This window comes from Kribbella sp. VKM Ac-2566, from assembly GCF_004366005.1.
GTDB classification, from domain to species: Bacteria; Actinomycetota; Actinomycetes; order Propionibacteriales; family Kribbellaceae; genus Kribbella; species Kribbella pratensis.
In genome coordinates, this window is the sequence record NZ_SODT01000010.1 from 687,691 (window position 1) to 706,144 (window position 18,454).

Sequence of the window (18,454 nt, forward strand, 5' to 3'; positions counted from 1 at the left end):
TCACCGAGTAGCCGCCAGCACTGCTGCGAGGCCTTCTTGCAGATCCTTGACGAAATACTCCGGGACCTCCAGTGCTGGGAAATGTCCCCCGATGTCGGGCGTCCTCCAGCGGACGATCTGCCGGTACCGCTCCTGCGCCCAGGGGCGCGGACATTTCTCGACGTCGCGGGGATACATGGTGAGTGCTGACGGGACGTCGACCCGGAGTTCGGGGTCCAGCGAGTTGTGGCTTTCGTAGTAGATGCGCGCCGCTGAGGCACCGGTGCGTGTCAGCCAGTACAGCGTGACGTCGTCGAGAACGCGGTCTCTGGAAATCCTCTCGAACGGGCTGTCTTCGGTATCTGACCACTCGGCGAACTTGTCGAGGATCCAGGCCAGCAGCCCCACCGGTGAGTCGACGAGTGAGTAGCCGATGGTCTGCGGCCGGGTCGCCTGCTGCTTCGCGTACGCCGCGCGGTGGCGCCAGAAGTCGTGGGTTTCCTCGGTCCATTCGCGCTCGATCGCTGTCAGCCCGTCGGTGGCCATCCCGGGCGGCGCCTCCGCGAACGTTGTGTGGATACCGAGAACGTGCTCCGGGAACCTGCCGCCGAGAACCGTGGTGATATTGCCTCCCCAGTCACCGCCGTGGGCCAGGAACTTGCTGTACCCCAGCCTTCCCATCAATTCCACCCAGGCGGCCGCGATCTTTTCGGTTCCCCACCCGGTGGTGGCCGGCTTGTCGCTGTAACCAAAACCTGGCAGCGACGGAACCACGACGTGGAACGCCGGCGCGTCGGCAGCTTTCGGATCCGCCAACTCCTCCACTACGTCGATGAACCGAGCAACGCTGTCCGGCCAGCCGTGCGTCAGGATCAGCGGAGTGGCATCGGCGCGCGCGGACCGCCGGTGCAGGAAGTGGATTCCCAGACCGTCAATGGTCGTACGGAACTGACCGATCCCATGAAGGCGCTCCTCGAAAGACCGCCAGTTATACCCGGTACGCCAGTAGTTCACGAGCTCGACGAGATCGGCGAGCGGAACGCCCTGTTCCCATCGACCCGGGCCGGGCGCGGCGCCGTAGACCGTCTCAGCCTCCGGTAGTCGGGCCGCGGCCAATCGCGCGCGCAGCTCGTCGAGATCGGCGTCAGATGCGTGGGCTTCGAATGCTCGTACGTCGCTGGTGAGCAGGGGCATGAGACCTCCTGGCCATCGTCGTGGAACCGGCTAAGACGGTTCCACCATGTCATGCCCGAGATCGGCACGCAACCGGCTAAGGTGGTTCCATGCGTGATGGCTTCCCCGACTTCCGCCTCGGTAGCGTGCTGGCGACCAGCTTCACGGGGACTCTGTCGGAGCGTCACGGCAACGCGGTGGAGCGCATCCCGACACCGCAGCGGCTCGTCGACTGGCTGACAGTGAGCGGGCTCGCCGTTGACTCGTGCACCACTGCCCAGCTCGACCTCGCTCGGGAACTGCGGGAGTCGATTCACGCCGCCGCGACCGCAGCTGCGACTCAGGACACCCTCCCCGCAGCTGCTGTCCAAGTCATCAATGACCGCAGCCTTCAAGGCCGGGCCGCGGCTGTCCTGACCCCCGAGGGCCGGCGGCGATGGCACCTTCGCTCGGCTTCCAACGTGGAAGATGCCCTGAGCGTGATCGCCGCCGACGCGATCAGCATCATCGCGGGCGAACGCGACGGAAGGCTGGCCTTGTGTGCGTCACCGACCTGCCGAGCCGCGTTCTTCGACACCAGCCAGAGCCGCACCCGCAAATGGTGCGACATGAACACATGCGGCAATCGTCAGAAGAAAGCCCGCTTCATCGCCAACCGCTCTAGCGGCGGGCGTGCCGGATCTTGAGGCGGCCGAAGCCCATCACGCCGGTGATCCGCACCCGCGGGCCGTCGCCGGTGGAGTCCTTCGGCGGCTTGTAGCGGGTGTCCTTCCACTCGGTGCGGACCGCGTCGAAGTCGACGACCGCGTCGCGGGGCAGCGTGATCTTGACGCCGCCGTGCAGCACGTTCAGGTCGATGTCGACGTCCCCGTGCTCGAACCGCGCCTGCGACAGATCCAGCCGCACCCGCCCGTGCAGGGATTCGACCTTCAGGTGCCGCGGCACCCGCCAGACACCCCGCCGTACGATCCGGCCGGCCGAAGCGCCGATCGTCGCCGAGCGGCCCGGCTGCTCGGCCGGGAGCGCGGCGACGGCGACCTCGAGATCCTGGCGGGTCCTCGCGGCCAGGACCTGGTGCAGTTGCTGCTCCAGTTCGTCGTGGGAGAGGTAGCCACCGGTGTACGCCGCTTGCACGCGCTCCACCGCCGCGTTGCGGTCCACGTCCCCGATCGCGGGCGAGCGGTCCTCTGGCACGGAAGTCACCGGATCACTGTAGTGGCAGGCCGCGTTCGCGCAGCTGGGTACGCAGGTTCGCGGCGCCGGTGAAGACCTCGGCGTCGAGACCGACCGCGCGGGCGCCGTCGACGTTGTACGCCATGTCGTCGGTGTAGAACGTGCGCGCCGGGTCCAGACCGAAGCGTTCGATCAGGATCCGGTAGATCTTCTCGTCCGGCTTCGCGGTCTGCTCGACCCCGGACACGACCTCCCCGTCGAAACGGGTGAGGATCGGGAACGCCTCCTTGGCGACCTCCCACTTCTCGCCGGAGAAGTTCGTCAACGCGTACGTCGGTACGCCGAGCGCCTGGATCTCGGTGAGCACCGCGGCGGTGTCCTCGAACACGCCCTTGACCATCTTCAGCCAGCCGGTGTCGTACGCCTCGATCCACTCGGCGTGCTCCGGGTGCAGGCTGGTCAGCTCGGCGACCGCCTCCGCCCACGGACGCCCCTCGTCCTGCTTGTGGTTCCAGGCCGGCGTGGCCACGTTGGTCAGGAAGTGCGTCCGCTGCTCCTCGTCCGGGATCAGCTCGGCGTACAGGTACGTCGGGCTCCAGTCCAGCAGCACCCCACCGATGTCGAACACCACCGCGTCGATCGTCCGCTCACTCATACCGGCAACCCTACGAGACCCGGTACCGCAACTCACCTCATGCGTTCGACTGGGCGCGGGCGTGCAGTGCGGGAGCCAGTGCGTACTGGCCGATGAAGATCGCGACGCCGAGAACGGCGCAGCCGAGCCAGGTCGCGGTCGGGCCGAGGTGCTCGAGGGCGTTGGTGCCGGCCAGCGGCCCGATCACGGTGCCGACGCCGAACGCCATACCGGACAGGCCCATGTACCGGCCGCGCAGGTCGATCGGCGCGAGATCGGCGAACACCGCGCCGATCACCGCGGCGAACCCGATCTCCCCGAGCGTCCACACGACGACCGACAGCGCGTATCCCCACCAGGTGTGGACGACCGCTCCCAGACCGAACCCGAGCCCGACCACCAGCATCGACGCGGCCAGCAGTTTCGGCCGGTCGAGTTTCGCCATCCACCGGCCGAGGAACGGCTGGACGAGAACGATCACCACGCCGTTGAGGGCGATCACAAGCCCGTACGTCCGAGCGGACAGGCCGTCCCCCGCCATCGCGAGCGGTAGGGTCGAGTAGCCCTGCATGTAGATGGTCGCGTAGCCGATCTGGATCAGGACCATCATCAGGAACACCGTGTCGCGCGCGACCACCGGGAGGAGTGCCCGACCAGCCGAGTTGTCTTCGGGCGCCGGGCGGCTCTCCGGCACCATCGTCCAGATGACCAGACCGGCGATCACCGACGTGGCGGCGTTCACCCAGAACAGCAGACCGTAACCGAACGACGCGAGTACGCCGGCGCTGACTGTCGACACGGAGAAGCCGAGGTTGATCGCCCAGAACAGGAGGCCGTACGCGCGGACCCGCTCGGTCGGCTGCAGCAGATCCGCGACCGTCGCTTGGACCGCCGGCCGGAACAGGTCGCCCAGCAGACCGACGAGGAACGCGGTCATCCAGATCAGCACCATCGAACGGGCGGATCCGAGCAGGATCAGCGCGGCGCCGGTGCCGAAGAAGCAGATCAGCATCGTCACCCGGCGTCCGGCCCGGTCGGACAACCAGCCGCCGACGAGTTGCGCGCAGACGGATCCGGCGCCGACGGCGGCCGCGACGGCTCCCGCCGTACCCGCGGAGAGGTGGCGGTCGTGGGTCAGGTAAAGAACGAGGAACGGTTGCACGAAGCTGCCGAGCCGGTTGACCAGCTGGCACACCCACAACGCCCAGAAGGCCCGCGGAAGTGCGGTGGGCGTGGGGTTGCCGACGGCGATTGCGCTCATGGGTCAACTGTCCGGGCCCACCGCGGCATTGTCGACGATTAGGCTCAGGGCTAATCTGGCCCGGTGATCACGATCAGGCTGAACGCCGGGGACATCGGGCGGATCCGGTTCGCGCTGTCGCCGGTGTGGGAGGCCGTGACGAGTGTGCGGGCGCTGAGCAACAACACCGCGCGCAGCGTGCACGGGCCGTGGCTGCAGAAGGTCCGGCCGACGATCGAGGGCGACGACCTGACGTTGCTCAGGGCCCTCATTCCGTCGTACGGCTATATCCCGGACTTCCTGACCCCGGCCCCGCCGCGCCGGTCGACGAGCCTGGAGTCGGGCCTCGCCGCGATCGCCGCCACGCCGCACGAACTCGTGGCCGCCGAGCTCGCGAAGCTGCACAAGGACACCCCGGACCCGATGCTCCCCGAGCTGATCGCGCACCCGGCGAAGGCGCTCGACCTGATCACCTCGGCGCTCGAGACGTACTGGCGGCGGGCGATCGAGCCTGACTGGCGGCGGATGCGGTCGCTGCTCCAGGAGGATCTCGCGTACCGGCTGGACGAGCTGGCGAGCGGCGGGATCGAGCGGCTGTTCCGCAACCTGCATCCGTCGATCAAGTACACCGGCGACCGCATCTCCATCGACCGGCCGTTCTGCTGCGACGGCGAGCCGATGACGGGTCAGGGCCTGCTGCTGGTGCCGTGCGTGTTCACCTGGCCGGCCGGGCTGGCGGTCACCGGCGCACCACACGTCCCGACCATCACGTACCCGCCACGCGGCCTCGGGCGGCTGTGGGAGGACCGCCAGGACACGACGGACTCCCCCCTCGCCGACCTGGTCGGCCGCACGAGAGCTGCGATCGTCAGCCACCTCGACCTGCCGATGTCCACAACCCACCTGGCCAACCAGCTAGGCGTCTCCGCACCCACGCTCAGCGTCCACCTGAGCATCCTCCGCAACGCAGGCGTCGTCACCTCCCGCCGCGACGGCCGCGCCGTCCTGTACCACCGCACGTCCCTGGGCAACCAACTCCTCGCGGCGTCCACCGCGCTGGCGTCCACTGCCTAGCCGAAGCTGGGTGGGTCTACCTGGATTCGGACGGTGCCGGGGTTCTTCTTGGTCGTGCGGGCCGATTGGGATTCTTTGAGGGCTTTCACGAGGGTAGTGCCGTGGGCGCGAGGGGTGCGGACGACGGCGCGGACGGTTTCCTCGTCGAGGTCCACCGGGCCGAGGACCTCGAGACCGGCGGACGGCGGCATCAGGTCGCGGAGTCGGGTGACGAGGTCGTTGACGGATTCGGCCGGGCCGGTGAGTTCGGCGAGTTTGGCGGCCGGGGCGAGTCGGGCGGTACGGCGGTCCTCGATCTCGCGGGCGGCGTACCCCTCGGGGCTCCACCGCACAATCGCCTGCAGCGGCAGCGCCGACGGGTCGCCGACCAGGATCACCATCCCGCCGGAGCTTGCCGGCCGGACGAGCGCGGCCGCGTTGAACCAGCGGCGTACCGCTTCTTCGGCGGCCCTGAGGTCGGGGCGAGCGAGCATCAGCCAGGTGTCAAGGAGCAGCGCCGCGCTGTAGCCGCCTTCGGCGACCGGCTCGGCCCCCGGGGTGCTGACGACCAACGCCGGCGCGTCCGGTACGACATCGAGCATGTTGTCCCCGCCCGACGTACGGACGACGACACCGGGGAACGCGCGCCCGAGCTCCTCCGCCGTACGACGTGCGCCGATGATCGCCGCGCGCATCCGGGTGTCGCCGCACTCCGGGCACCGGTGATCCGTCGCCGGCCGGCCGCACACGCTGCAGCTCGCCGGTCCGGATCCCCCGGTACGACGCAACGTGCCGCCACATGTCGCGCACCGCGAAGGCGCCCGGCACGTCTGGCACACCAAACTCGGCAAGTAACCCGCCCGCGGCACCTGCACCAGCACCGGCCCGGTCCGCAGACCCTCGCGAGCGATCTCGAACGCCCGGGACGGCAACCGCGCCGCGCGCGCCGACGGGTCGCGCGCCAGATCGATGTCCGACTCCCCCGCGATGTGCACCGACGGCGCCGCCGCCCGGGTCACCTTCCGGTCCGCGATCAGCTCCTGCGCGAACCCGGACTCCACCAAGGCCGCCGCCTCCGCGGACCGCGCGTAACCACCGAGCAACGCCGCGCACTTGTGCCGGTACGCCCGGAGCAGCAGGACCTCCCGGGCATTCGGGTACGGCGCCCGCGGCTCGGCGTACGACTCGTCGCCGTCGTCCCACATCGCCACCAAGCCGAGATCCGCGACGGGAGCGAACGCCGCCGCACGCGTCCCGATCACGACCCGCGCACGCCCGTGCAACGCGGACAGAAACGCGCGATAGCGAGCTGTCGGACCCAGATCCGCGGACAGCGTGACGAACCCGGACTCCCCCAGCACCTCGGCACACGCAGCAGCGAGCCGCTCCAGGTCCCGCGCGTCCGGCGCCAGCAACAGTGCGCCCCGGCCCGATGCCGCACACACCGAAGCGGCCTGCGCGAACGCGAGCGGCCAATCAGCTCCCGGTACGGCGGTCCAGACCGCCCTCGGCGCCTCGCCCCGCGCGACCGCGTCCAGGAAACCAGGAGGGTACGGCGCCCACTCCGAGCGGGACGTCGACACCGGCGGACGCGGCGGCTGATCGCAGCGCAGCGCCTCGCCCTCGACCTTCGCGTGCCGCGGCGGCACCGCGAGCCGCGTGACATCCGCGAGCACCCCGGCGTACCGATCGGCGACCGCCCGGCAGAGGTCCGCGATCTCCGGCGTCAGCACCTGCTCGGGCGAAACGACCTTGCGGAGCCGGACCAGCTTGCCGTCATGGTCCGATGCGTCGAGCCGCTCCAGCACGAATCCGTCGAGGTCCTTGCCCGCGAACCGCACCTTCACCCGCGCACCGGGCTGGGCGGCCGCGGCCAGGTCGTCGGGCACCAGATAGTCGAACGGCCGGTCCAGGTGCGGGAGCGAGACATCGACCGCGATCCGGGCCACCGGCAACGTCGTGGTGATCTCGGCCGGTTCTTTGGTGCGCGACTTGCGAACGGTGTCGCGCAGCAGCGTCAGCTGCTCCGGCGAGTCTCCGTTCGATGTCACCGGGAAACTGTAGTCGGCCGCGACGACACTGCGTGGGACGCGGACGGCCGGGCTGTGGACAACCGACAGCCCGGCCGCGCGTACGTCGTACTTACTTGCTGACCGCGGCCTTCAGGGCCTCGACGCGGTCCGTGCGCTCCCAGGTGAAGTCCTCGCCGGTGCGGCCGAAGTGACCGTTCCGCGCGGTCTGGGCGTAGATCGGCCGGAGCAGCTCCAGGTCGCGGATGATCGCGGCCGGACGCAGGTCGAAGACCTCGCGGACAGCTGCGGCGATCTTCTCCACGGCGACCTTCTCGGTGCCGAACGTGTCGACGTAGAAGCCGACCGGAGCGGCCTTGCCGATCGCGTACGCGACCTGGCACTCGACGCGGTCCGCCAGCCCGGCCGCGACGATGTTCTTCGCCACCCAGCGCATCGCGTACGCCGCCGACCGGTCGACCTTCGACGGGTCCTTGCCGGAGAACGCGCCGCCGCCGTGCCGCGCCATACCGCCGTAGGTGTCGATGATGATCTTCCGCCCGGTCAGCCCGGCGTCGCCCATCGGGCCGCCGATCTCGAACCGGCCGGTCGGGTTCACCAGCAGCTTGTAGTCGGCCGCGTCGATGTCGAACTGCTCGAGCACGGGGTCGACGACGTGCTTCTTGATGTCCGGCGTCAGCATCGAGTCCAGGTTGATGTCGGCGGCGTGCTGGCTGGACACCACCACGGTGTCGATCCGGACCGCCTTGTCATCGTCGTACTCCACCGTGACCTGGGTCTTGCCGTCCGGCCGCAGGTACGCCAGGGTGCCGTTCTTGCGGACCTCGGCGAGCCGCTCGGACAGCCGGTGCGCGATCGTGATCGGCAGCGGCATCAACTCCGGCGTCTCGTTGGACGCATAGCCGAACATCAGTCCCTGGTCGCCTGCCCCCTGCAGGTCCAGTACGTCCTCGGACGCGTCCGAACGCGTCTCGTACGCCGTGTCGACACCTTGGGCGATGTCCGGGGACTGGCTCCCGATGGCGACCTGCACCCCACAGGACGCGCCGTCGAAACCCTTCAGGGACGAGTCGTAGCCGATCTCCAGGATGCGCGCCCGCACGATCCCCGGAATGTCGACGTACGCCGTCGTGGTGACCTCACCCGCGACGACGACCAGACCCGTGGTGATCAGGGTCTCGACCGCAACCCGGCTCTTCGGGTCCTCGGCCAGCAACGCGTCGAGGATGGAGTCGCTGATCTGGTCAGCGATCTTGTCCGGGTGACCTTCGGTCACGGACTCGGACGTGAAAAGGCGCCTCGCCACAGTTCTCCCTCGGATTCCTCTTGTGCCGCCCGGTTGCGCGTTGGCACAGCCGCACGATCCCCCCATGCACCGGCGGTTGGCGATGCATCTTGGGAAGTATGCCAGCAGTTTCCACCCACGTCCCGGTGCCGCTCCGAATTCCTCCAGGATACGAGATGGGTGATCACATTCTGGACGATCCGCGCGGTTCAGGCGTGCGGGCCGACCGTCACCTCGCCGAGTGTGAGCGACGGCGTACAACCAAGGATCGCAGCCAACCGGTCCACCTCGGCGTCGAGCAGCCGGCGGCGGCGCCGGTTCAGCGGCGTCAGCGCCTCGACGGTGACATGCAGTTTCTTACCGCCCTTCTTCTGGTGCCAAACGCCGGCCACGATGCCGTCGACGAGAAGCAACGGGAAGTTGCCGGCCTGACCGCGGGCGGTCGCGCGGTCGAACGCCTTGCCCGGAAAGAGCAGTTCGCGCGGGAAGCTGCCGACTCCGTACGCATCGAAGTACGGCAGCAGCCGGACGTCGTCCGCGCGCTCGCCGGGGAACTCGTCGTCACCGGGAGCGACCCAGGCGGTCTGGCCGTTGAGCTCGACCTGAGGCAGGTCGTCGAAGTACGGCTTGACCAAGGTCGGCGTGGTCTTGAGCCAGCGGGCGAACTGCTGCGGGGTCGCGGGACCGTAGGAGTAGAGGTACCGGTGCAGGAGTTCGGTGAGCGCTTTCTCCGCGGGCATCGGGTCGAACGGGCGGAGCCGGTGCGGATTCGAGTACGTCGTGAGCCGGCCGCGCATCGGTCCGTGGCAGAGGACGCCGGCGTGCGCTGCGAGGTAGACCGCCTGCCGCCAGCGGGCCCAGGCGCCCTGGAACGCCGGGATCGTCGGCGTGCGCGCCCACTCACCGGTACGCCGTACGACTTCCTCGGTGAGCTCGTCGACGGTCAGGTCCGCGTTGGCGAGGGCTTCACCGACCGCGGCCACGACCTGGTCGAGCTCGTCCGGCGTCATCCGAATCGGCTCGGGTTGCGAGCCGCTCGCCGGGAGTGCGGACAATGCACCCGTCCACATCGGCAGATCCTCGAGCGGCAGTAGATGCACAGTCCCGCGCGGCCCGAACGTCTTCACGAGCCCTTCGTCGCGCTGTACCGACTCCCGGTTCGCCCCGGCGACGCGCAGCGCCACGGACACCTCCCCCGCCGCCGCGATCTGCGCATGCGCCCCACACATCGCCCGTACGGCGTCCACCGGCGTCTCCGCGGCCTCGCTCAGAAAGTGCCGCCGCATCCGCCGCGCAACCACGGCCTCCCAGGTGATCTCCATAGCCTCAGACTAAGGATGGAAGCGGACAGCTTCTGACCTCTGCCGAGGGGCCCACGGACGGGCATACTCGGTGCATGACCGGGAGCGACGACGAGTGGGCGGCGAGTCCGGGCGCGGCGCCCTCCAGCATGACCGACGGCAAGCCGGCATCCAGGCTTGAAGTCGACGGCGAGGACTTCGAGCTTCGGCCCGACGGGTTCGGCGGGACGCACTACACCTGGATCAGCGGGCCCAACCCCGGCTATGGATTCAGCACGAGCCCGACCTCCGGCTCGTTGGAGCAGCACCGGGCGAGTATCCGGAACTTCCTTTCCATGGTTGACCCGACCACTGGCTACATCGAGGACGACTGAACCTGCGGCGCAAAACCCGGAGCCCTTTGCGGCGAACTGAGGCAAGCTGACCTCATGACCACGAGCATCCGGACTGCGATCACCGACGCCGACTACGAAGCCTGGCGCGCGGTGCGGATCGCGACCATGCCGTACGAGCGCTGCCCGACTGTCGCCGAGCTCCGTGACCTCGACCGCCCCGGGCGGCTGATGCTGCTGGCGGAGATCGACGGCGAGGTGGTCGGCAGCGGGCTGGCGGATCGTTCGCAAGACGGCGAGCGAGCGTCGCTGACGCCGCGGGTCCGCCCGGAGTTCCGTCGGCGCGGCGTGGGGACCGGCCTGCTCCGGGTGCTCGCCGATCATGCCGTTGCCCAGGGCTACGACATGGCAGGCGCCAACGTCGACGACGCCGAGTCCCGGCTCTTCGCGGAGCGGTTCGGCTTCGTGGAAACGAATCGGCAGGTCGAGCAGCTGCGGAAGATCGGCGACGAACCGTGGCCGGCGCCGCCGACGGAGTACACGATCGTCTCGGTCGCCGAACGTCCGGAGCTGTGGGCGGCGGCCTATCACCAGGTCGCGCTGCCGACGTTCCCGGACATGGATCACCCGGTCGCGCTGAAGGTTTCCCAGGACGACTGGGAGACGGAATGGATCAACGACCCGGCCGCGATGTTCGTGGCCGTCGCCGGCAACGAGGTGATCGGCGTCGCGGGGCTGCTGCTCGACTCCGACCGCCCGGAGCGCGCGGAGGTCGGCTACACCGCCGTACGTCGGGAGTGGCGCGGCAAATCGGTCGCCGCGACCCTCAAACGCACCAGCATGGCGTGGGCCGCCGACCACGGCATCACCGAGATCTACACCTGGACACAGCGCGGCAACGACGCGATGCGCCGCCTCAACGAACACCTCGGCTTCACCTACGGCATCGTCAGCATCACCCTGCGCGCCCCGCTGCCGCTGACGTTCAGCTAGCTCAGGGCCAGTGGGTGGCGACGAGGTTCCAGATGACGCCGGCGAGGGCGTCCTTGCTGCCGGAAGGGACGGGGAGGGCGTTGCCGGCGCGGTCGAGGATGACAGCCTCGTTGACGTCGCTGCCGAAGACCTTGCCGCCGGAGACGTCGTTGACGACCAGGAGGTCGCAGCCCTTCCGTTCCAGCTTGGCGCGGCCGAGCTCGAGGACGGTGTGGTCTGCGTCGCCGGTCTCCGCGGCGAACCCGACGATCACCTGATCGGTGCGGGACCGGTCGTGCGAGATCGTCTGCAGGATGTCTGGGTTCTGTACCAGGCTGACCGCGGGCACCGAGCCGTCGGCGGTCTTCTTGATCTTGTGCTCGGCGACATCGGCCGGGCGGAAGTCGGCAGGGGCCGCGGCCATCACGATCGCGTCCGCGTCGGCGGCCCGCCCGGTGATCTCGTCGTACAGATCGCGGGTGCTGGTGACCGGGACGACCTGGACGCCGGCCGGGTCGGCCAGCTCGGAATTGGCCGCCACCAGGGTGACCTTGGCGCCGCGGGCGGCCGCGATCCGGGCGAGGGCGTAGCCCTGCTTGCCGGACGACGAGTTGCCCAGGTACCGCACCGGGTCGAGGTGCTCGCGGGTCCCGCCGGCGCTGATCAGCACGTGCTTGCCGGTGAGATCGGCGACCGACTGGCCGGCCGCGCGGGCGGCCTCGTCGGCGAGCATCAACTGGCTGATCGCGAAGATCTCCGACGGCTCCGGCAGCCGGCCGCGGCCGGTGTCGGTGCCGGTCAGGCGCCCGACCGCAGGGTCGAGGACCGTGATACCGCGTGAGCGCAGCGTGGCGACGTTCGCCTGGGTCGCCGGGTGCTCCCACATCTCGGTGTGCATCGCGGCCGCGAACAGGATCGGGCAGCGCGCGGTGAGCAGGGTGTTCGTGAGCAGGTCGTCGGCGAGCCCGTGGGCGGCCTTGGCGATCAGGTTGGCGGTCGCGGGAGCGACCACGACCAGCTCCGCCGCCTTGCCGATCCGGACGTGCGGCACCTCTTGCACGTTGTCGAACGGGTCGGCGGTCACCGGCTGCCCGGACAGCGCCGCCCAGGTCGCCGCGCCGACGAACTCCAGCGCGGCCGCCGTCGGCACCACGCGCACGCTGTGCCCGGACTCGGTCAGCCGGCGCAGCAGATCACAGACCTTGTACGCCGCGATGCCGCCGCCGACGCCCAGCACCACGTTGGGCTTGTGCTTGGGAACGAGGTCAGCCCCCGGACCGTGGTCGGTTCCGGGGGTCTGGTCACCGGTTGCGGACATCGTGTGTGGACTCCGTTCCCGGTCGTTCGTCCTAGCTGACTACTCGGACTTCTCCGCGGCGGCGGCTTCCGCCTCGGCCTCGGGGTCGATGTCGGTGCAGGTCAGCACGCCCTCGTTGATCTCGCGCATCGCGATCGACAGCGGCTTCTCCTGGACGTGCGTCTCGACCAGCGGTCCGACGTACTCCAGCAGGCCCTCGCCGAGCTGGGAGTAGTAGGCGTTGATCTGCCGCGCGCGCTTGGCCGAGTACAGCACCAGCTTGTACTTGGAGTCGGTGCGGGTGAGCAGGTCGTCGATCGGCGGGGACGTGATGCCGATGGCGACGGGCTGGTTGCCAGACAAGGTCAGGCCTTTCCAGAGATGTGGGGTGATCGAATCAACTTTACCAACTGATCGGCGGCTTCCCGAACCGAGGCGTTCACGATCGTCACGTCGAACTCCTTCTCGGCCGCCAGTTCGACGGTCGCGGTCTCCAGCCGCCGCTCCCGCTCCTCCGGCGTCTCGGTGCCGCGGTAGAGGAGACGACGGACCAGCTCGTCCCAGCTCGGCGGGGCCAGGAAGACGAACTGCGCCTCCGGCATCGTCGCGCGGACCTGGCGCGCGCCCTGCAGATCGATCTCCAGCAGGGCCGGCCGACCCGCGGCGAGCTTGTCGAGCACCGGCTGCCGCGGCGTCCCGTAGCGGGCCGCCTTGTGCACCACCGCCCACTCCAGCAACTCGCCGTCGGCGATCATCCGGTCGAACTCGGCGTCCGAGACGAACAGGTAGTGCACGCCGTGCACCTCGTTCGGCCGCGGCTTGCGGGTGGTCGCGGACACCGAGATCCAGATGTCCGGGAACCGTTCGCGGATGTCGGCCGCGACGGTTCCCTTGCCGACCGCCGTCGGGCCGGCCAGCACCGTCAACCGGGCCGGGGTGTCACCAGGGTCCGTGGTCATCGTCACACCAGTGTCCAACGAACCGGTCAGCGTCTGGCTCACTCGGCGAATTCGCGCTCGAGCGCGGCGATCTGGTTCGAGCCGAGGCCGCGCACCCGCCGCGTCTCCGAGATCCCCGCGCGCTCCATGATCTGCTGGGCGCGGACCTTGCCGACGCCCGGGATGCACTGCAGCAGCTGGCTGACCCGCATCTTGCCGATGACGTCGTTCTTCTGCCCCTCGTGGAGCACCTCCGTCGGAGACGCTCCCGAGTGCCGGATCCGGTTCTTGATCTCGGCTCGTTCACGCCGCGCCGCCGCGGCCTTGTCCAGAGCGGCCGCACGCTGCTCCGGCGTCAAAGAAGGAAGTGGCACCGTTTCACCTGTCCCGTTGTATGGCTTCGCAAGGGAACCTAACACGGGTTCAGCCCGTGATTGAGTCGTGGTGGAATCCAGTCGCGGGACAAGCGGGCGATTGGAACGATCAGTTGATCAGTTCAGTGCCGGAAGGTCGACCTTGCAGCTGTCCTTCGCCTGGCTGGTGATGTTCTTGTACGCCGTCATCACGCCGCCGGTCTGCTTGCTCAGTTCGGCCAGCTGGGCGGCGTCCGTACCGGCCTTCTTGGCCTTCTCCGCGAACGTGACGACGACACCCCAGTCGTCCTTCACGTCCTTCGGCGCGGACTCCTGGAGCTTCTTCGCCTCGTCCAGGATCTTCACGTAGTCGACCGGCTTCTGCGGGTCGACGTCGACTGCCTTGGCGGCGTACTTGGCGAGGTCCACGCAGTACGCCTGCTCGTCGGTGCAGGCAGTCAGCACACCGGCGGTTGCGGCCATGGTCGCGAGAACGGCGAGAGAGCGCTTCACGACGTTCACGCTACAGGTAGGCGGGACTACGGGGCGAAACCGCGGCCGGGCACGCGCTGGTGGGACGGAACGGGCAGAGCCGTCCCACCAGGCTGCGCCGGCGGCAGGCCAACGACAGGTCAGCTACCGGAACCCGGCAGGTCGATCTTGCAGGTGTCCTTCGCCTGCTTGGTGATCGCGTCCATCGCCGGCTGGATCTTGGAACCGTCGGACTTGGCCAGCTCCATCAGCTTGTTCGTGTCACCCTTGGCGTCCTGCGCCTTCTCGGCGTAGTCGATGACAGTCTTCCAGTCGTCCTGCAGGTCCTTCGGCGCCGACTTCGACACCTTCTTCGCCTGGTCCAGCATCTTGCCGACCGCGTCGGAGTCCTTGATGTCCAGGTCCTTCGCCGAGTCGACGTAGCCCTTCAGGTCTCCGCAGTAGTCGCCGCCCGAGCAGGCCGTCAGGGCGCCAACACTCATCGTCACAACGGCCGCGAGGGCTGCCAGCTTCCGCATCGTGTTCCTTCACTGTGTCGCGCGGGAAGTCAGTGGCTCCCCGTCCGCCGACACCTTTCCGAACGCCGGGGTCACCGCGAGCTCCGGCACGCCGTGAAGAACGTCGCACCCGCCGACTGGAACCCGGTTGTGATGTAGCGCGTCGCCACCGAAGGAGATGGCCACCGCGTTCGCGGAAACGATCACGACGATCGCCAGCCAGTCCAGCATCGCCAGCTGCTGGTGCAGAACGACCAGCCCGACGAGTGCCGCGAGTACCGGATTCACGCTCATGAACACACCGAAGAACTGCGCCGGGACGCGGCGCAACGTCAACAGATCAACGAGGAACGGCACGGCCGACGACAGCACACCGGCAACCAGCGCGTACGACGCTGCGGCGAACGTCGGTGGGTGATGCAGCAGCACGACCACGCCGATCGGGACGTATGCGAGTCCCGACAACCCTGCCGCTGCGGCCGAACCGGTTGCGCCAGGCAACTCTCGCCCGACCTTCCGGTTCAGCAGGATGTAGAACGCCCAGCACAGCGCGGCGAGCAGACCCAGCCCGATCCCCAGGTAGTCCGTCGTTGCCTGCGGGCGGGCCAGCAGGACGACTGCGGGCGCGGCGACGAGGGCGCAGGCCAGGTCGAGCACGCGCCGCGACCCGAGGAGCGCAACGGCCAGCGGACCCAGGAACTCCAGCGTGACGCCGAGACCCAGGCCGACGCGGTCGATGGCTGTATACAGGGACAGGTTCATCACGGCGAAGACCGCCGCCAGCCCGATGACCAGGCGCCACTGCGGGGCCGTGATCGACCGCAGCCGCGGTCTCCCGATCGCGAGCAGCAGGATCGCCGCGACCCACTGCCGGATCGCCACCACGCCCGCCGGCCCGATCACCGGGAACGCGAGCGCCGCCACCGACGCACCGACCTGCGTCGACAGCCCGCTCCCGAGCATCATCACCACACCGACCAACCGTTCTCGCCTCACGACCACGAGCGTCCGCCCGACGCGGACCCGCGCAAAATGCATCGGGCCGCCGATCTATACGCTGGAGTCATGGATATCCGGCAGCTGCGGTGCCTGGTGGAGATCGTCGACTCGGGTACGTTCACCGACGCCGCGATCGAGCTGGGGATCTCGCAGGCCGCGGTGTCCCGCAACCTGCTGGCCCTCGAACGCGAACTCGGCGTGCGCCTGCTGCACCGAACCAGTCGCTCACTCACCCCGACGACGGCCGGTGTCCGGGTGCTTGCGCGGGCGCGGCACATCCTCGCGGAGATCGACGAGCTCGTGAGTGAGGCGACGAGTGGTCACACGCGTCTGCGGGTCGGCCACGCGTGGTCGGCGTTCGGGAGCCGCACCCGCGAGTTCCAGCGCCGGTGGGCGGCGGAGCATCCCGGCATCGAGCTGCAGCTGATCCGCACCAACACCGCGACCGGCGGGCTCGCCGAGGGCCTGTGCGATCTCGCGGTCGTCCGCAGTCAGTTGGAGCTGCGGCGATTCGGGCACGTGTTGCTGACACAGGAACGGCGGTACTGCGCTCTGCCCGCCGACGACCGGCTGGCTCGCAAACGGGCGCTGACGCTCGATCAGCTGCGGGACCGGACTCTCGTGATCGACCGGCGTACCGGGAGCACCACGGCCGATCTCTGGCCGGAGAGCGCTCGCCCGGTACTCGAGTACACCCAGGACGTCGACGACTGGCTGGCCGCGATCGCGTCCGGGCGGTGCGTCGGCGTGACGCCGCAGGCGACCTCGACGCAGTACCGGCGGGACGGGGTCGTGTACCGCCCGCTGCGGGACGCGCCGCCGGTCGACGTACACCTGATCTGGCATCGCGAGGACCCGCATCCGGCGGCGCGGGCGGCCGTCGACCTGTTGATCGCGCTCTACCGGGAGTCGAGCAGCCCGAACAGCTGACGACGGTCCGCCACTCGCCACAGCACACTGCGGACCTGCTCGATCCCGCCGACCGGCCAGCGATCCAGAAGTCGCCGTACCTCTGGATCCTGAATGTCGGCGGTGAGCGCGCCGATGAAGTCACCCCAGACGACCTTGAACGGCCGGTCGCACATCCGTACGACGCCGAGCTCGACCGGCGTGGTGATCGCGAGCTGGTTGTGCAACTCCCCCACGGCTCGGTACGCGGCGGAGAGCGCTTCCTCACGTTCCTCCCAGCTCTCCGCCCGCAACACCTCGCGGCACAGGGGCCCGATCGACGGACCGCAGGACAGCCGGCCGAAGGCGGTCCCGAACCACTTCGAGTACGGCGCGTACTGCCGCTCCATGAGGAAGCACAACCGCATCAGGTCCTCGACCATACGCGCGCCGATCAACGCCGACCCGAGATCGTCGCCGACGTACCCGGTACCCGAGCACCTCCGACCCACGTCCCAGCAACCCCGCACTGTGCGGCACGTCGACTTCCGGCCCGACAACCTCGCTGTAGAACCTGCGGCACAACTCCAACCCCGAACCCATGCCGACGAAGATCGCATACCCGGCCTTGTTCTGCAGCTCGACAGGACATGTCGGGTTCCTCGGCCCGATCGGGCACGCTGCTGAGCGTGGCGGACACCGACAGTGGACACATACGTACTGTCGAGCCGCAGATCCGCCACGCAGACGCCACGACTCGGCGCGATCCCGGACAATGCAGGCGTTCGGCACACCGGAGTTCGGGGAGCGGGGAGTCGGGACAGGCACTGGTGACTAGGAACAGGCAATACCAGGTCCCGACGCACGACTACCTGTCGTACGACCCCAGATCGGGTTGATCACCACTCACACATCGGCCAGGAGAGCCGGTTGGCCCCTGAGATGGTGGGGCGGGACAGGTTCCGTGGCGCGGTTAGGCGTTAGTACCCCAGCACCGTCCGGTAGGCGTCGTTCGTGCGCGCGGCCGCGTCCTGGAGGGCCGTGGCGTCAGGACCGGCTCCGAGGATTTCCCGGGAGCTGGACGGTACGACGTTGCGCACCGCGGACCCGAAGACCTCGATGAGCCCCTCGGCCGTGCCGCCCTGGGCGCCGAGGCCCGGTGCGAGCAGCGGTCCGTTGATGTCCAGGTTCTCATCGGTGGAACTGATGGTGGCCCCAACAACCGCACCGAAGGAACCGAGGCCGTCCGCGTCGGCGTTCAACGCGCGCAGACCGTCGAGGACCGCGCCGGCGACTGTCGAGCCGTCGGCGGTGCGGGCCGACTGGAACTGCGGGCCCTCCGGGTTCGAGGTGAGCGCGAGGACGAACAACCCCGCCCCCGCCTCCCGGGCCTCGTCGATCGCAGGCTGCAGCGACCCGAATCCGAGGTACGGGCTGACCGTCAGCGCGTCACACGCCAGCGGCCCCTTCTCGGCCAGGTACGCCGACGCGTAGCCGGCCATCGTCGAACCGATGTCACCGCGTTTCGCGTCGATGATCACCAGCGCCCCGGCCTCCCGCAGCCGGATCGTCGCCTGCTCCAGCACGGCGATCCCGGCCGACCCGAAGCGCTCGAAGAACGCGGACTGCGGCTTGAACACCGCGACCCGGTCGGCGAGCGCGTCCACGACGCCGTACGTGAACGAGGCCAGGCCCTCCGCGGTGTCGGGCAGACCCCAGGCGTCGAGCAGGTGTGCATGCGGGTCGATGCCGACGCACAACGGCCCGCGCGTGTCCATCGCTGCCCGCAACCGGGTCCCGAACGGTTTGCTCCGCATG

21 protein-coding genes are annotated in these 18,454 nt (G+C 69.1%); 5 read left to right on the forward strand and 16 right to left on the reverse strand.

All coding sequences use genetic code 11. The annotated features are described in order from the left end of the window. Positions 1-1,173 carry an epoxide hydrolase family protein gene (locus tag EV647_RS21555; protein ID WP_134005572.1) on the reverse strand — a complete coding sequence of 391 codons (1,173 nt, stop codon included), beginning with the start codon at positions 1,171-1,173 and terminating at the stop codon, positions 1-3. 89 nt (positions 1,174-1,262) lie between these two features. Between EV647_RS21555 and EV647_RS21560 the strand changes: the two genes are divergently transcribed. Further along, positions 1,263-1,838 (forward strand): ABATE domain-containing protein, encoded by a 576-nt coding sequence (locus tag EV647_RS21560; RefSeq protein ID WP_134005574.1) that lies wholly within the window; start codon positions 1,263-1,265, stop codon positions 1,836-1,838. Here the strand turns inward: EV647_RS21560 and EV647_RS21565 are convergent. The 3 genes from EV647_RS21565 to EV647_RS21575 are packed head-to-tail and all read right to left on the reverse strand — an operon-like array spanning position 1,813 to position 4,220. Then, positions 1,813-2,355 carry a DUF1707 domain-containing protein gene (locus EV647_RS21565; RefSeq protein ID WP_134005576.1) on the reverse strand — a complete coding sequence of 181 codons (543 nt, stop codon included), beginning with the start codon at positions 2,353-2,355 and terminating at the stop codon, positions 1,813-1,815. The genes EV647_RS21560 and EV647_RS21565 overlap by 26 nt on opposite strands. 4 nt (positions 2,356-2,359) lie before the next feature. Then, complete coding sequence (locus tag EV647_RS21570) at positions 2,360-2,980, reverse strand: HAD family hydrolase (RefSeq protein ID WP_134005578.1); 621 nt, start codon at positions 2,978-2,980, stop codon at positions 2,360-2,362. A 37-nt stretch (positions 2,981-3,017) separates the two neighbouring features. Further along, on the reverse strand, positions 3,018-4,220 hold the full coding sequence (locus EV647_RS21575) for an MFS transporter (protein WP_134005580.1): 1,203 nt from the start codon (positions 4,218-4,220) through the stop codon (positions 3,018-3,020). A 63-nt stretch (positions 4,221-4,283) separates the two neighbouring features. On the opposite strand from EV647_RS21575, the gene EV647_RS21580 reads away from it, so the two are divergent. After that, entirely contained in the window at positions 4,284-5,273 is a 990-nt protein-coding gene (locus EV647_RS21580; RefSeq protein WP_134005582.1) for a helix-turn-helix transcriptional regulator, read from the forward strand. Here EV647_RS21580 and EV647_RS21585 read toward each other — a convergent pair. The 3 genes from EV647_RS21585 to EV647_RS21595 form a co-directional block, all read right to left on the reverse strand. Beyond that, complete coding sequence (locus EV647_RS21585) at positions 5,270-7,303, reverse strand: primosomal protein N' (RefSeq protein ID WP_134005584.1); 2,034 nt, start codon at positions 7,301-7,303, stop codon at positions 5,270-5,272. The genes EV647_RS21580 and EV647_RS21585 overlap by 4 nt on opposite strands. A 91-nt stretch (positions 7,304-7,394) precedes the next feature. Next, positions 7,395-8,588 carry a methionine adenosyltransferase gene (gene metK / locus EV647_RS21590; RefSeq protein ID WP_134005586.1) on the reverse strand — a complete coding sequence of 398 codons (1,194 nt, stop codon included), beginning with the start codon at positions 8,586-8,588 and terminating at the stop codon, positions 7,395-7,397. A 188-nt stretch (positions 8,589-8,776) separates the two neighbouring features. After that, the gene (locus EV647_RS21595) at positions 8,777-9,889 is read right to left on the reverse strand and encodes a winged helix DNA-binding domain-containing protein (RefSeq protein ID WP_134005588.1); all 1,113 of its coding nucleotides are present in this window, start codon (positions 9,887-9,889) and stop codon (positions 8,777-8,779) included. Between the two features lie 74 nt (positions 9,890-9,963). On the opposite strand from EV647_RS21595, the gene EV647_RS21600 reads away from it, so the two are divergent. Further along, a complete protein-coding gene (locus EV647_RS21600) occupies positions 9,964-10,242 on the forward strand; it encodes a hypothetical protein (RefSeq protein WP_238175740.1) in 279 nt (92 codons plus the stop codon). 54 nt (positions 10,243-10,296) lie between these two features. Then, on the forward strand, positions 10,297-11,193 hold the full coding sequence (locus EV647_RS21605; protein WP_134005590.1) for a GNAT family N-acetyltransferase: 897 nt from the start codon (positions 10,297-10,299) through the stop codon (positions 11,191-11,193). Position 11,194: 1 nt separating this feature from the next. Here EV647_RS21605 and coaBC read toward each other — a convergent pair whose 3' ends face one another. The 7 genes from coaBC to EV647_RS21640 all read right to left on the reverse strand — a co-directional run bounded on the left by coaBC (position 11,195) and on the right by EV647_RS21640 (position 15,745). Further along, entirely contained in the window at positions 11,195-12,490 is a 1,296-nt protein-coding gene (gene coaBC / locus EV647_RS21610; RefSeq protein ID WP_238177324.1) for a bifunctional phosphopantothenoylcysteine decarboxylase/phosphopantothenate--cysteine ligase CoaBC, read from the reverse strand. Between the two features lie 39 nt (positions 12,491-12,529). After that, a complete protein-coding gene (gene rpoZ / locus EV647_RS21615; RefSeq protein WP_130388473.1) occupies positions 12,530-12,832 on the reverse strand; it encodes a DNA-directed RNA polymerase subunit omega in 303 nt (100 codons plus the stop codon). A 2-nt stretch (positions 12,833-12,834) separates the two neighbouring features. Then, positions 12,835-13,428 carry a guanylate kinase gene (gmk, locus tag EV647_RS21620; RefSeq protein WP_131339331.1) on the reverse strand — a complete coding sequence of 198 codons (594 nt, stop codon included), beginning with the start codon at positions 13,426-13,428 and terminating at the stop codon, positions 12,835-12,837. Positions 13,429-13,466: 38 nt separating this feature from the next. Continuing rightward, on the reverse strand, positions 13,467-13,781 hold the full coding sequence (gene mihF / locus EV647_RS21625) for an integration host factor, actinobacterial type (protein ID WP_131463267.1): 315 nt from the start codon (positions 13,779-13,781) through the stop codon (positions 13,467-13,469). 117 nt (positions 13,782-13,898) lie between these two features. Then, complete coding sequence (locus EV647_RS21630) at positions 13,899-14,273, reverse strand: hypothetical protein (RefSeq protein ID WP_238175742.1); 375 nt, start codon at positions 14,271-14,273, stop codon at positions 13,899-13,901. Positions 14,274-14,392: 119 nt separating this feature from the next. Further along, complete coding sequence (locus EV647_RS21635; protein ID WP_238157461.1) at positions 14,393-14,770, reverse strand: hypothetical protein; 378 nt, start codon at positions 14,768-14,770, stop codon at positions 14,393-14,395. Positions 14,771-14,779: 9 nt separating this feature from the next. Further along, the gene (locus EV647_RS21640) at positions 14,780-15,745 is read right to left on the reverse strand and encodes a DMT family transporter (RefSeq protein ID WP_238177325.1); all 966 of its coding nucleotides are present in this window, start codon (positions 15,743-15,745) and stop codon (positions 14,780-14,782) included. A gap of 69 nt (positions 15,746-15,814) precedes the next feature. Between EV647_RS21640 and EV647_RS21645 the strand changes: the two genes are divergently transcribed. Then, complete coding sequence (locus tag EV647_RS21645; protein ID WP_134005594.1) at positions 15,815-16,678, forward strand: LysR family transcriptional regulator; 864 nt, start codon at positions 15,815-15,817, stop codon at positions 16,676-16,678. Here EV647_RS21645 and EV647_RS21650 read toward each other — a convergent pair. Both EV647_RS21650 and pyrF read right to left on the reverse strand, forming a co-directional pair. After that, entirely contained in the window at positions 16,648-17,148 is a 501-nt protein-coding gene (locus tag EV647_RS21650; protein ID WP_238177326.1) for a DUF4037 domain-containing protein, read from the reverse strand. The two genes, EV647_RS21645 and EV647_RS21650, sit on opposite strands and share 31 nt — an antisense overlap. 468 nt (positions 17,149-17,616) lie before the next feature. Continuing rightward, positions 17,617-18,453 (reverse strand): orotidine-5'-phosphate decarboxylase, encoded by an 837-nt coding sequence (gene pyrF / locus EV647_RS21655; RefSeq protein ID WP_134006036.1) that lies wholly within the window; start codon positions 18,451-18,453, stop codon positions 17,617-17,619. Position 18,454 lies beyond the last annotated feature (1 nt).